At 67.3% G+C, this 12,327-nt stretch carries 13 protein-coding genes; 7 read left to right on the top strand and 6 right to left on the bottom strand.

The genetic code is table 11. From position 1 onward, the window contains the following. Window positions 1-60 precede the first annotated feature (60 nt). The gene (locus ABZW96_RS10295; protein ID WP_039794242.1) at window positions 61-402 is read left to right on the top strand and encodes a hypothetical protein; all 342 of its coding nucleotides are present in this window, start codon (window positions 61-63) and stop codon (window positions 400-402) included. Window positions 403-456: 54 nt separating this feature from the next. Here the strand turns inward: ABZW96_RS10295 and ABZW96_RS10290 are convergent, their stop codons facing one another. After that, window positions 457-1,995 carry a Rieske 2Fe-2S domain-containing protein gene (locus tag ABZW96_RS10290; protein WP_355073264.1) on the bottom strand — a complete coding sequence of 513 codons (1,539 nt, stop codon included), beginning with the start codon at window positions 1,993-1,995 and terminating at the stop codon, window positions 457-459. 42 nt (window positions 1,996-2,037) lie between these two features. Beyond that, entirely contained in the window at window positions 2,038-3,000 is a 963-nt protein-coding gene (locus ABZW96_RS10285; protein ID WP_355073262.1) for a hypothetical protein, read from the bottom strand. A gap of 76 nt (window positions 3,001-3,076) precedes the next feature. Between ABZW96_RS10285 and ABZW96_RS10280 the strand changes: the two genes are divergently transcribed. Both ABZW96_RS10280 and ABZW96_RS10275 read left to right on the top strand, forming a co-directional pair. Continuing rightward, the gene (locus ABZW96_RS10280; protein ID WP_355073260.1) at window positions 3,077-3,826 is read left to right on the top strand and encodes a lysophospholipid acyltransferase family protein; all 750 of its coding nucleotides are present in this window, start codon (window positions 3,077-3,079) and stop codon (window positions 3,824-3,826) included. Window positions 3,827-3,837: 11 nt separating this feature from the next. Further along, a complete protein-coding gene (locus tag ABZW96_RS10275; protein WP_355073259.1) occupies window positions 3,838-4,581 on the top strand; it encodes a lysophospholipid acyltransferase family protein in 744 nt (247 codons plus the stop codon). Window positions 4,582-4,618: 37 nt separating this feature from the next. Here the strand turns inward: ABZW96_RS10275 and ABZW96_RS10270 are convergent, their stop codons facing one another. The 3 genes from ABZW96_RS10270 to ABZW96_RS10260 all read right to left on the bottom strand — a co-directional run bounded on the left by ABZW96_RS10270 (window position 4,619) and on the right by ABZW96_RS10260 (window position 7,584). Next, window positions 4,619-5,026: a hypothetical protein gene (locus tag ABZW96_RS10270; protein ID WP_355073257.1), complete on the bottom strand. Its 408-nt coding sequence runs from the start codon at window positions 5,024-5,026 to the stop codon at window positions 4,619-4,621. 41 nt (window positions 5,027-5,067) lie between these two features. Next, window positions 5,068-5,895: an alpha/beta hydrolase gene (locus ABZW96_RS10265; protein WP_355073256.1), complete on the bottom strand. Its 828-nt coding sequence runs from the start codon at window positions 5,893-5,895 to the stop codon at window positions 5,068-5,070. A 171-nt stretch (window positions 5,896-6,066) separates the two neighbouring features. After that, window positions 6,067-7,584: a sugar transferase gene (locus tag ABZW96_RS10260; protein WP_355073254.1), complete on the bottom strand. Its 1,518-nt coding sequence runs from the start codon at window positions 7,582-7,584 to the stop codon at window positions 6,067-6,069. A 451-nt stretch (window positions 7,585-8,035) separates the two neighbouring features. On the opposite strand from ABZW96_RS10260, the gene ABZW96_RS10255 reads away from it, so the two are divergent. From ABZW96_RS10255 to ABZW96_RS10240, 4 genes are read left to right on the top strand one after another with little or no spacing between them, the layout of a single operon-like run. Next, window positions 8,036-9,319 (top strand): class I SAM-dependent methyltransferase, encoded by a 1,284-nt coding sequence (locus ABZW96_RS10255; protein WP_355073252.1) that lies wholly within the window; start codon window positions 8,036-8,038, stop codon window positions 9,317-9,319. Then, window positions 9,316-10,089, top strand: a complete 774-nt coding sequence (locus ABZW96_RS10250) for a glucose-1-phosphate cytidylyltransferase (protein ID WP_355073250.1) — start codon at window positions 9,316-9,318, stop codon at window positions 10,087-10,089. The genes ABZW96_RS10255 and ABZW96_RS10250 overlap by 4 nt, the downstream gene beginning before the upstream one ends. Beyond that, the gene (locus ABZW96_RS10245) at window positions 10,068-10,736 is read left to right on the top strand and encodes a PIG-L family deacetylase (protein ID WP_355073248.1); all 669 of its coding nucleotides are present in this window, start codon (window positions 10,068-10,070) and stop codon (window positions 10,734-10,736) included. The genes ABZW96_RS10250 and ABZW96_RS10245 overlap by 22 nt, the downstream gene beginning before the upstream one ends. 5 nt (window positions 10,737-10,741) lie before the next feature. Then, window positions 10,742-11,776 carry an SDR family oxidoreductase gene (locus ABZW96_RS10240; RefSeq protein ID WP_355073754.1) on the top strand — a complete coding sequence of 345 codons (1,035 nt, stop codon included), beginning with the start codon at window positions 10,742-10,744 and terminating at the stop codon, window positions 11,774-11,776. On the opposite strand, the gene rfbC is transcribed toward ABZW96_RS10240, so the two are convergent. Next, window positions 11,754-12,317, bottom strand: coding sequence for a dTDP-4-dehydrorhamnose 3,5-epimerase (gene rfbC, locus ABZW96_RS10235; protein ID WP_355073246.1), 564 nt, complete (start codon window positions 12,315-12,317; stop codon window positions 11,754-11,756). The two genes, ABZW96_RS10240 and rfbC, sit on opposite strands and share 23 nt — an antisense overlap. Between the last annotated feature and the right edge of the window lie 10 nt (window positions 12,318-12,327).

Genomic DNA, 12,327 nt, shown 5'->3' with positions numbered 1-12,327 from the left:
AACCGCACCGGTGCGGATTCGCCATCCAACCAACACGACCCATCGACAAGAGGGGAAGACATGGCGCTCTTCGCATTCACCGACTACTCCGGCAAAGAGTTCATCATCCAGCTGACAAACGAGCAGCGGATCGCCGAAGCACGCCGCATCCTGTCGGGTGACGAGCAGATGTCCGTCCACGTCATGGGCCGGATCCGGAAGATGCCCGCCCCCTACAACCCGGGTTGGGACTTCCATCTGGACCCCGACACCATCACCTTCTTCACCATGGCGATCGAGGTTTGCGACGCCAGCATCATGTACGTGAACGATCACCTGGACGAGGCGTGCGGCGCGTTTCTGCCGGGCTGCTTCTGGTGTCCGTGGTCGTCGAAGCTGACCCGCGAGGTCGCCGACCGGTAATCGGCTGGCAAACGCTTCCGGCCGGCGTGTGAACGCCGGCCGGAAGTCTCGGATTCAGTCCAACTTGCGCGAGCGCAATTCGTGGCCCTTGGACGTCTTGCACCGTCCCGACTCCAGGTCCCACTGCCAGCCGTGCAGGTTGCAGGTCAGCGTGTTGCCTTCGACCACACCGAACTTCGACAGGTCCGCCTTCAGGTGCGGGCACCGCCGCTGCACCTCCCAGCCGCTGAGTTCGGTGGAGGCGGAGTCGTCGTGCGCCTCGGAGAACCAGCCGTCGGCGTAGGCGATCCGCTCGTCGGTGAGGCACTTGAAGAAGGTGTAGAGGAACTCGTTGTATCCGCCGATGCGCCAGGCCTGGAAGCGGGTGGACAGGAAGATGGTGTTCACCCAGTCGGGCTCCCGGTCGCGCAGCACCGTGCGCACCAGCTCCGGCGCGATGCGGAAGCCGTAGCGGTAGCGCCCCTCGCCTTCGATCGGCTCGCGCACCGTGCGCTTGGGGAAGTCCAGCACGACGGTCTCCTCGCCGATCACCAAGCCGACCGGGTAGCCGATGCCGTCGCAGATCACGTCGCTCTGGGCCATGATCGGCTCGAACACTTTGCGCAGCGGCTCCAGCAGCGAGCCGTCGCCGCGCTCCCAGGTCGCCTTCTCGGCCTCCAGTACCGGGGCGAGGCGCTGGGCCATCCGTTCGATGTACTCGGCCTTGTTGTCGTAGATCTCGGCGGGGTCGCTCGGGTGGGTCAGGGTCAGCTCGGCGCCGCGCACGTCCGCGACCGAGCCGGGGATCATCAGGATCCCGCCCCCGTTGCCGTGGATCTCCATCTGCTCCAGGAACACCTTCTGGTCGGGGAAGATGTTGCCTTCGTCACCGCGATCGTCGTTGAGGTAGCGCAACTCGTCGTCCAGGAACACCGGCGGACCCGCCGACGGCACCACCCAAGTCGCGCCGACCTGCTCGATGTAGCTGCGGGCGCGGTCCATGCCGCGCTGACGCTTCTGCTTGCCGAAGTTCGACTTGGTGCGGGCCGGGATGTCGTAGACCATCGGGTACCAGATCGCGCCCGAGTACTGCAGCAGGTGGATGTCGACATGGCCGAAGGCGTCCTGCAGCACGTCCATGTCGACCGGGCGGGCGTCGTTCATGTTGAAGCAGGTGGTCTCGCCGTCGGAGACCACGAGCCCGGAGTCGCCGATCGGGCCGTCGGCGGGCGCGCGCAACGCGATGATCATGACGTCCAGGTCCCCGCCGGGGCCGGTCACCGTGTGCTTGACCGAGTCCTCGGTCTCGAAGAACTTGTGGAAGCCCAGCTGCTCGAGCTCCCGGCGCAGATCCGGCACGGGATAGTCCGGCAGCAGCACGGTCGCGTCCTTGTTCACGTGCTCGGCCAGCGTCTTCGCGTCGAAATGGTCGCGGTGCAGGTGCGAGACGTAGAGGAAGTCGCATGCGCCCAGCTCGTACCAGTCCAACTGGGTGTTGTCGGGGAACGGGAACCAGGAACCGAAGTACGCGGGGTTCACCCAGGGATCGCAAAGGATCGACCCGGCCGCGGTGCGGATGTGGAATCCGGCGTGTCCGATGCTGGTGATCTGCACTAGCTGCTCCTCCTGCTGTTTACCAGCCAACCAGGGTAGTAGTTACGGCGAGACATCGCCGATGCAGTAGCCGTCCGTCCCGGAGCGCAAGGTGAAGGTGCGGGTCTGCGTCACACCGGAGGAGTTGGTCACCGGCACGAGCACCGCGATGTAGTCGGTGTTCACCTGCTCCGACCGGATCTGCTGGTCGGCGAACTCGGCGGCCCCGGTGAGCACGCCCTGGTTGTTCGCCAGCGGCGCGGGGCTCGGACGCCCGGTGCCCTTGGGATCCCAGGACGCCGGGGACGCCTTACAGATCAGAGGGTAGTCGCCTTCTTTGTCGGCGGGGTCGAGCGGAGTGCCGACGAAGCGGGAGAGGTACCGGCGCACGGTGTGCCGGGCGTCGGCGTCGTTGTAGGCGATCTCCGCACCGGCCGTCGCGACGCGCGGGCAGGCGTAGCCGGTCTCGATCTCGGCGCGCTGGACGGCGACGGTGGTGGTCGGGCTCTTCCAGACGACGGCGTCCTCGCCCGCCGTGCCGGGGTGGGCCAACGCGGTGAGGACGGCCTGCTGGTCTCCGTACATCTCGGCGACGTTCCTGGGCGCGATGGTCCAGCACTTGTCCTGCATCTCGGCGATGGTGTGCGAGCGCAGGTCGGCCGCCCAGCGCCGCATCGCCGGGGCGGCGGCAGGCACCCCCGCGACCGCGCCGACCGCCGGAGCGTCGGCGGGAACCGGCGGAAGCGCGGAGGAGCTCGGCGGGGGCGTGGCCGGCACGGCGGTCGGCGGTGTCGTGCGAACGGCCGCCTGCGGCGGGGTCTCCTCCGGAATGCCGACGACGGAATCGCATCCGGTCAGCGCGATCGCAGCGATCAGGGCGGAGCCGCAGGCCAGCGCGGCGCGGGTCGCTCGCCCGGCCCGGTTCCGCTCGCGTGCTGCACTGCGGTCGTACTCGCGCGGTACCGATCGGGCGCGTTCCACTTCGACGATCCTCTTCTCTCCGGACGTGCGGTCGGGGCTGCTCATGCGTCCTCGCTCCGGCGCGGCGCGCGGCGGCGGCGAACTGCCGATGGGGACGAGCAGCGACTACGCTAGCGGACTTGTGGAACCCGTCTACCGGACGATCATCGGCCTCGCCCGTACCGTCTTCTTCATCGAAGGTCTGAAGTTCACCGTCAAGGGCGATGAACACATTCCCGCTCGAGGTGGCGCCGTGCTGGCGGTGAACCACACCGGCTACATGGACTTCACCTACGCGGGCCTGCCGGTGCGCACCCCGAAGCGCTACGTCCGGTTCATGGCCAAGAAGGAGGTCTTCGACGACAAGATCTCCGGCCCGATCATGCGCGCGCTCAAGCACATCCCCGTCGACCGTTCGGCGGGCGCGGATTCCTACAAGGCCGCTGTGGACTATCTGCGCCGTGGCGAGCTGGTCGGGGTGTACCCCGAGGCGACGATCAGCCGCAGTTTCGAGATCAAGGAATTCAAGTCCGGCGCGGCGCGCATGGCCATCGAGGCGGAGGTGCCGATCATTCCGATCGTCATCTGGGGCGCGCAGCGGGTCTGGACGAAGGGGTTCCCGAAGCGGCTGGGCCGCACCAACACGCCCATCTCGATCGCGGTCGGCGAGCCGATCCAGCCGTTCGAGCCCGCCGCCGAACTCACCGCCAAGCTCCGCTCGACCATGCGGGAAATGCTGGCCGACCTGCAGAAGGACTATGTGCACGAGCCCGGCGCGTACTGGGTTCCGGCCCGGCTCGGCGGCAGCGCTCCTACCCTGGAAGAGGCGGACGCGATGGACGCCGCCGAAGCCGAGGCGAAGGCCGCGCGCAAGAACGCGGCGGGGCAGTAGCGGGAGGTGCGATGGCGCGCGAACCGGTTTACGACATTCTCACCGGATTGGCCCGCGCCATCTTCTTCGCGCAGGGTCTGCGCCTCGATATCCAGGGCAGGCAGCACATTCCGCGTTCCGGCGGCGCGGTGCTGGCGGTGAATCACACGGCTTATCTGGATTTCATGGAAGTCGGACTGGTCGGGCGCAAGTCCGGCCGCAACGTCCGGTTCATGATGAAGGCCGAACTGGAACACGGCATCGTCGGCTTTCTCATGAAGCACTGCAAGGCGATCGGCGTCGATCGCACGGCCGGAGCCGAGTCGTACGCCCGCGCGGTGACCGCTTTGCGCGAGGGCGAGGTGGTCGTGGTCTATCCCGAGGCGACGATCAGCCGCAGCTTCGAGTTGAAGGAATTCAAGTCCGGTGCGGCGCGCATGGCGGTCGAAGCCGGGGTCCCGATCGTTCCCCTGGTCATCTGGGGCGCTCATCGGATCTGGACCAAGGACATCCCCAAGCAGTTGGGCCGCCATAATTTTCCGGTCACCATCCGGATCGGCGCACCGATCCCACCCGATGAACCGGCCGAGAAACTCACCGCCACCTTGCGGACGCGGATGGGTGAGCTTTTGGACCTCGCTCAACGCGACTATCCAATGGTGGAAGGCGCCCGCTGGGTCCCCGCACGGCTCGGCGGAACCGCCCCGACTCTCGCGGAGGCGGCTGTGCTGGAACGCGAGGAGATGGAGAGGCGGCGGCGCGCGAAGGCGCGGTGACGGCGCTGTACCCGCCACGTCGTAGGGCGGCACTCGATCAGGCCGCGTCGAGCGCTGCGGTGATCTTGCGGACCATCTCGGCCGGGACGGGGCCGGGCGCGCCCTTGTGGGATCCGGCGGCTGCGTCGATGGCGACGAGGACGGTGCTGCGGAAGTTGTCGGCCTCGGCCGGGTCCTGATTCGCGAGCAGCCTCATCGCCGCGGTCAGGGCAGGCAGCACATGGTCGGCGAGTTCGGCGACGTTCTTGCCGTTCAGGGTGATGTCCTTGGACTTCGCGGCGAGTACGTGCCCGACCAGGCCGGTTGCCGACGACAGGGCGATGCTGCCGTGCGTGGCGGCCTTGTGGGGTGAGCCGGTGGCGTCGGCGGCGGCCATGAGCGATACGGCGCCGTAGGCGGCGGTGCGGACGGTGGACTTGTCCTGGTCGGTCAGGGTGATGGACATGGTGGTGTGCTCCTTCGAAATGTGGGGGGTCGGCGGGCCGGTCAGTGGCTCGGCGAGCCGTGCTGGTCTCCGGCCGGTGCGGTCTGGCGGACGGCATCGGCGATGGCGCGAAAGTCCTTGCGCAGGATCGCGCCGTGGTTGCCGGCGACCTTCGCGCCGATCCGGATGTTCGGATTGCGGGCGCACACGCCGTCCAGGCTGGTGCGGATTCGCTCTTGCTCGTCGCCACGGCTTCCGAACGACGTCCCCGAAGCAACCACATACCGCACCGGAACAGTGCTGCGGTCCAGCAGGGGACCCAATTCGCGCTCACGGGAGAGCTTGCCGAGCTCGATGTTGCTCTCGGCCATCTGTTCGGCGGTCATCCGCGGGGTCAGACCGGTCGGGCGCAGCAGCGGCGTGAACCAGCTCAGCCGCTTGAACAGCTTGCGGATCCGCTGCTCCATGGCCTCGTCGAGCCAGTCGTACGGGAAGGCGCCGTCGACCAGCACCGCGCCCATGGCACGGTCCGGATTCCGGTCGGCCCAGTGCGCCGCGACGACTGCCCCGTAGGACCAGCCCACCAACAGCGCCCGGTGCACGCCTCTGGCCGCCGAGACCGCATCGACGTCCCGGACGGCGGCCTCGAAGGAATAGTCCGCCGAACGCCGGGATTTGCCGCGGGCGCGCTCGTCGAAGGTGATGTGCCGGTAGGCGGGGCCGAGCTCGGCGATGACCCGCCGCCAGTAGCCCTGAGTGGCGAACTGGCCGTTGCAGTAGATCACGGGGATACCGGGACCGCCGGTATCGGTGACCGCCAGGGCGGTATCGTCCACCGGCACCGTGCCGGTCCACTTCGAAGCGGGGGCCGGGTTGCTGTTCTTATTCATGGCAACAACTCTCGGCGTCCGGCCTGACACCGCCCTGACACCCGCCTGATACGGCCACTGACACCGTGTTTCGCGGCGGCGGTTGTAGTTCAGCCCAGATCGGGTGCGTTCTCGACCGCCCTACGCGAGCGGCGGTCGGAACATCCGACTACCGCCCGGTCCGCAGGGCCTTCAGTACGCTCCGTCACCCCGGGCCACCACACCGACCGTGCGCGCGATCAGCCGCAGGTCCATCCGCATGGACACGTTCTCCACGTAGGACAGATCGAGCCGCACGGCGTCTTCGAGCGGAAGGTCCGACCGGCCACTGACCTGCCACAAGCCGGTCAGCCCCGGCTTCACCAGCAGGCGTCGGCGCATCATGTGGTCGTAGGTGTCGACTTCCCGCCGCACCTGCGGTCGCGGCCCGACCACGCTCATGTCGCCGCGCAGCACGTTGAGGAACTGCGGCAGCTCGTCGAGACTGTACTTGCGCAGGAATCGTCCGACCGGCGTGACGCGGGGATCGATCTTCATCTTGAAGAAGACCGGATTTGCACCTTGCTGTGCGATCAAAGCTTCGGCATATCGGTCGGCATCGTCGTGCATACTGCGAAACTTGATCATGCGGAAGGGCAGGCCGTATCGGCCGATGCGTTCGGACAGGTAGAAGACCGGGCCGCGGCTGGTGGTCTTCACCGCGATCGCGATCACGAGGAACACCGGCAGCAGCAGTAGCAGGCACATCGTCGCGAAGACGATGTCGAAGGCCGTTTTGCTGACCGACCGAGCCCGCTCGTACTGCGGTTCGGCGATGTGCATCATCGGCATTCCCGCGACCTGCCGATTGGTGAGCCGGGATATGGCGATGTCGACCGCCCCTGGCGCCAGCATGAACTCGACTCCCAGCGCATCCAGTTCCCAGGCGAGCCTGCGCAACTCGGTCGGACCGAGATGCCGGGTCGGACCGATGGCGACGGTGTCGGCGTGGGTGTGCAGGACCGCCCGCAGCACGGCGCTGTCGTCGCCGACGACCGCGACCGTGCCGCCGGTGAACGCCAGCGGCGCATCTCCTGATTGCCCACCCGGCACGCAGGCGCCGACAACGTTGTACCCGGCGCCCGGGTCTGTGGCGAACGCCGCGGATATCGCCGCGGCCGCTTCGGCCGTACCGACCACGAGTACGGCCGAACGATAGCGTCCCCGGCGGCGTGCCCTGGCAAGCTGGTGGCGCCACCACAGTCGTCCACCGACCACCGCGAGTACGCCCGCCGGAAAGGCGATCGCGAGATACCCTCGGGCGAACTTGATTTCGAGTGCCAGTGACGTGAATGCCAGTACGCCGAACAGGTGCATCGTCGCCGACATCAGCCGCCGGAATTCCTCGACACCGCTGCCGACCAGCTGCGGCGCACGGCTGCCCGCACTACCGAGGATCGCGAACCAGCCCGCGACCAGCGCCCCGGATACCATCGTGTAGCCGACCCGGTACGGCCCTTCCCAGGCCAGCGGCGGAGCGCCGCCCTCATTGAAACGGATCAGCTGCGCACTCCCCACAGCGATGGATACGGCGGCGAAATCGGTGATGGCGAGGCGGCGTACGTACTCCGATCGCCAGGCCTTACGGGTCGAGACGGTAACCGGGGTAACCGTGAAGGATCGTGGGATTTCGGCGGTCCCATGCCATTCCGGGACAGCCTTGGATTTCATCAAGAGAACACCCCTCCTGGGGCAACGGTGGAATTGCTACCCGATCCGAGGATCGGCTGTCCCGGCAGCGTCCCGACCGCCTCTACCGAGCGCTTCCTCGGCACTTGATCGGCAAGTGTCACAACATTTCTCGCCGGTCAGAAGGTGTGCGCGAGGCAGCGTGATCGGGATGTTAACTGATGCGAATCCGCCCAGCGACCCATTGTGATGCGCGTTTGGAATAACACCACGAGTGCGAATATGAAATGTGCCCTATATCACAGTTAGTAACGCGGATGTGTAACCCGGCCGATATTGCCGTCGGTACGCTGAAGGTCGCAACAGGTGCGGTCGGTACCACGAATGACGTTCTCGTCGCGCGCATCTCGTGATACGCCGGGCAGCTTCTGCTTCCGTGTGCCGCGACAGGCGTTCCGGCGGGCCGGGGCGTTTCGAGCAAAGGATCGGATCTGTGCGCTGTCGACTCTGTGACTCCGACAGGCTGTCCAGCATTCTGGACCTCGGCGCCACGCCGCCGTGCGAATCGTTCCTCACCGCCGATCAGCTCGACCTGCCCGAGCCGACCTATCCCTTGCACCTCCGGGTGTGCGCCGACTGCCTGCTACTGCAGATTCCGGCGCTGATCACGCCGGAGGACACCTTCACCGAATACGCCTACTTCTCCTCCTACTCCGACAGCTGGGTCCGGCACGCGGGCGAGTTCGTCGACACCGCGACCGCACGGCTGGGGCTGGGCAGGAACTCCTTCGTGGTAGAGGTCGCCAGCAACGACGGCTACCTATTGCGCCACGTCGTCGACCGCGACATCCGATGCCTGGGCATCGAGCCATCGGCCAACGTCGGAGCGGCGGCTCGCGAGTCGGGCGTGCCCACCGAAACCGTCTTCCTCGACGAGGATTCCGCACGCCGCGTCCGTGCCGAACACGGCCCCGCGGATCTGGTGATCGCGAACAACGTCTACGCCCACATCCCGGATCTGCGCGGGTTCACTCGTGCGCTGCGCATCCTGCTGGCGGATGACGGCATGCTGACCATCGAAGTCCACCATGCGCTGAACTTGGTCGAGTTCGGTCAGTTCGACACCATCTACCACGAGCATTTCCAGTACTACACCGTGCTGTCGGCGCAGCGTGCGCTCGCTGTCGCCGGATTGACCGTGGTAGATGTCGATCGGCTACCGACGCACGGCGGATCGATCCGGCTGTGGGTGCGCCCCGATGCCGCCGCGGAGGCGGTGAGCGACCGGGTGCGGGTGGTGCTCGACCTCGAGCGCGCCGCCGGACTGCACTCGGTGGCCGGCTACACATCGCTGCGGGAGCGTGCCGAGTCGGTGCGGCACGAGTTGCTTCGGTTCCTGCTCGACTGCAGGCGCCAGCGCAAACGCGTCGCCGGATACGGTGCACCGGGCAAGGGCAACACACTGCTCAACTACTGCGGGATCCGACCTGACCTGCTCGAGTACACCGTCGACCGCAACCCCTACAAACACGGCAGATTCACACCGGGAACGCGAATCCCGATCCACCCGCCGGCCCGGCTCGACGCCGATCGCCCGGACGTGATCGTGGTGCTGCCTTGGAATCTCGAGTCCGAGATCACCGCACAGTTGCGGCATGTCGCCGAGTGGGGCGGTCGGCTCGCCTATCCCTTGCCCGAGCTGCACGTGATCGACCCGGCGTTCCCGGCCCGCACGGTGCAGGCCGGAGCCGAGTCGAAAGGAAACCGGCGCCGATGAAAGTCGTCTTGTTCTGCGGTGGCTACGGCATGCGCATGCGCGGAGGCAGCGATGACATGGTGCCCAAGCCGCTGCAACTCGTCGGCCCGCGCCCCTTGCTCTGGCATGTGATGCGGTACTACGCGCACTACGGCCACACCGAATTCATTTTGTGCCTCGGATACGGCGCCGAACACATCAAGAATTTCTTCCTCACCTACCGGGAGTCGGCGTCCAACGACTTCGTGATCCGCAACGGCCGGGTCGAGTTGCTCGGCAGCGACATCGATGACTGGACGATCACCTTGGTCGATACCGGCGTGGAGTCGGCCATCGGGGAGCGCCTGCGCCGGGTGCGCGAGCATCTCGGCGACGACGAGCACTTCCTGGCCAACTACGCCGACGTCCTCACCGACGCTCCCCTGGACGAGATGATCACCCAGTTCCACGCTTCGGGGGCGGCGGCATCTCTCATGGTGGTGCCGCCGCAATCGTCGTTCCACTGCGTGGACCTCAGCCCTACCGGTGAGGTCAAGGACATCGTTCCCGTGGCGAATATGCCATTGTGGGAGAACGGCGGCTATTTCGTGCTCGGCCGGGAGATCTTCGACCTGCTGCCACCCGGCGGAGATCTGGTGGAGGACGCTTGCGGAGCGCTCGCAGGCCAGGGCCGGTTGTTCGGTTACCGCCACGACGGATTCTGGAAGCCGGCGGATACATTCAAGGAGCGCGCCGAACTCGACGCGGCCTACCGCAGCGGACACCGGCCATGGATGGTGTGGGAGCCGTGATCGCGCTGCTTCCCCCGCGGCCCGCCGAGATCGCCCTGCTCGGCGCGCACTGCGACGACATCCCGATCGGCATGGGCGCCACGCTGTTGTCGCTGACCCGCGACCATCCGGGTATGCGGGTGCGCGCGCTGGTCCTCTCCGGTGCGGGCACCGAGCGCGAAGAGGAGGAACGGGCGGCGCTCACCGCCTTCTGCGCCGGACGGACGCCGGAGTTGACGGTGCTCGACGTCCCGGACGGACGAGCACCGGCGCACTGGGATCGGATCAAGACGGCCGTAGCGGAGTTTCGCCGGGCGGGTGAACCGGACCTGGTGTTCGCCCCGCAACCGGGCGACGCGCACCAAGATCACCGCACGCTCGCGGAGCTGGTGCCGACCGAGTTCCGCGACCACCTGATCCTCGGCTACGAGATCCTCAAGGCGGAGGTCGACACACCGGCGCCGACCGTGTTCCACCCGGTCGACGCGGAGCTGGTCCAGCGGAAATCGCAACTGCTGCACCGGCATTACCCGTCCCAGACCGGTCGCGACTGGTTCGACGAAACCGCGTTCCTCGCCTCCGCGCGGATCCGCGGCGTGCAGTGCCGCACCGAGTACGCCGAAGCCTTCGTGGTGAACAAGGCCGTCATTCGATGGGAGAAGCAGTGACAACGATGCGAGTCCTGGTCACCGGGCATCAGGGATACCTGGGCACCGTCATGGTCCCGATACTGCGGGCCGCCGGGCACGAGGTCATCGGGCTCGACACCGGGTGGTTCGCCGACTGCCTGCTCGGCGAGTTCGCCGGTGACCCGGTGGGCCTGCGCCTCGATCTGCGATCGGTGGGGATCGAAGACCTTCGCGGCATCGATGCGGTCGTCCATCTCGCCGCGCTGTCCAATGATCCTTTGGGCGCGCTCGCGCCGGAAGTCACCCACGAGATCAACCATCGCGCCTCGGTGCGTCTGGCTCGGCTCGCGAAAGAAGCCGGTGTGTCACGGTTCCTGTACGCCTCCACCTGCTCGGTGTACGGGGCCGCCGGAGACGAGCTGGTGACCGAGTCGGCGCCGCTGCGGCCGATCACCCCGTATGCCGAGTCGAAGGTGCGGGTCGAAGACGACGTCGCGGCGCTGGCCGACGACCACTTCGTTCCGGTGTTCCTGCGCAACGCCACCGCGTTCGGATTCTCGCCTCGCCCCCGCGCTGACATCGTGCTCAACAATCTCGTCGGTCACGCCGTCCTCACCGGTGTGGTCAAGGTGCTCTCCGACGGCACGCCCTGGCGGCCGCTGGTCCACGCCCGCGACATCGCGGCAGCCTTCGAACGCTGCCTCACCGCACCGGCATCGGCCGTCGCCGGCCGGGCGTTCAACATCGGGACCGAGCGAAACAACCTCACCGTTGCCGAGATCGCCGAGTCGGTGGTAGCTACCGTGCCGGGGTCGCGGCTGCTGGTCACCGGCGAGACCGGGGCCGACCCACGCTCCTACCGGGTCGACTTCTCCGCCGCTCGCGCGGTGCTCGGGTTCGAGGCGCAGTGGTCGGTGCCCGACGGCGCCGCCGAACTCTACCGTGAGTACACCGAACGCGGCCTCACCCAGGACGCCTTCTTCCAGCGATTCACGCGACTCACGTGGCTCCAGCGGCTGCGCGCGTCCGGCGCGCTGGACCCGCGGCTGTGTGCGGTCACCGCGCCGGCGACAGGGTAGCCCGCAGATGCTCCCATCGTCCCGCGTTCGCGTCGCGATCCGACATCACCGTCACCGGCAGCGGCCAGGCGATCGCCAAGTCCGGATCATCGAAGGCGACGCCGAGATCCTCGGCGGGATCGTGCGGCCGATCGATGCGGTAGCACACGTCGGCGGTGTCGGTGAGCGCTTGGAATCCGTGCAGGAATCCCGGCGGCACGTACAGGTGCCGGAACTCCTCGTCGTCGAGCCGGAACGCCTGCGTCCGGCCGAACGTCGGCGACGACGGCCGGATATCGACCAGCACGTCGTGCACCGCGCCGTGTGCGCAGCGGACCAGCTTGGCCTCGCCGCGCCCGGATCGGCCGTGCATGCCGCGCACCACCCCCCGGCGCGACCGGGACTGCGAGTCCTGCACAAAACTGGCGGAAATTCCTGGAATCCCCAGGTGAGAGTCGAATTCGGCGGCATCGAAGGTCCGGGTGAAAAGGCCCCGGTCGTCCCGGACGGGCGCTGGGATCAGCACCACCACGTCGGCCAGGTCGGTCTGCTCGATACGCACACCGGCATCG

This window comes from Nocardia sp. NPDC004168, from assembly GCF_040610355.1.
Lineage (GTDB): Bacteria > Actinomycetota > Actinomycetes > Mycobacteriales > Mycobacteriaceae > Nocardia > Nocardia sichangensis.
The sequence above is the reverse complement of the archived record's forward strand: the minus strand, read 5'-3'. Positions and strand labels throughout refer to the sequence as shown.

What these genes read in the sequence shown, in the direction of transcription:
- ABZW96_RS10265 (WP_355073256.1), bottom strand. Translation starts at nt 5,895, where the DNA reads ATGAATAAGAACAGCAACCCGGCCCCCGCTTCGAAGTGGACCGGCACG.
- ABZW96_RS10240 (WP_355073754.1), top strand. Translation starts at nt 10,742, where the DNA reads ATGCGAGTCCTGGTCACCGGGCATCAGGGATACCTGGGCACCGTCATG.
- ABZW96_RS10260 (WP_355073254.1), bottom strand. Translation starts at nt 7,584, where the DNA reads ATGAAATCCAAGGCTGTCCCGGAATGGCATGGGACCGCCGAAATCCCA.
- ABZW96_RS10285 (WP_355073262.1), bottom strand. Translation starts at nt 3,000, where the DNA reads ATGAGCAGCCCCGACCGCACGTCCGGAGAGAAGAGGATCGTCGAAGTG.
- ABZW96_RS10270 (WP_355073257.1), bottom strand. Translation starts at nt 5,026, where the DNA reads ATGTCCATCACCCTGACCGACCAGGACAAGTCCACCGTCCGCACCGCC.
- ABZW96_RS10245 (WP_355073248.1), top strand. Translation starts at nt 10,068, where the DNA reads ATGGATGGTGTGGGAGCCGTGATCGCGCTGCTTCCCCCGCGGCCCGCC.
- ABZW96_RS10250 (WP_355073250.1), top strand. Translation starts at nt 9,316, where the DNA reads ATGAAAGTCGTCTTGTTCTGCGGTGGCTACGGCATGCGCATGCGCGGA.
- ABZW96_RS10275 (WP_355073259.1), top strand. Translation starts at nt 3,838, where the DNA reads ATGGCGCGCGAACCGGTTTACGACATTCTCACCGGATTGGCCCGCGCC.
- ABZW96_RS10295 (WP_039794242.1), top strand. Translation starts at nt 61, where the DNA reads ATGGCGCTCTTCGCATTCACCGACTACTCCGGCAAAGAGTTCATCATC.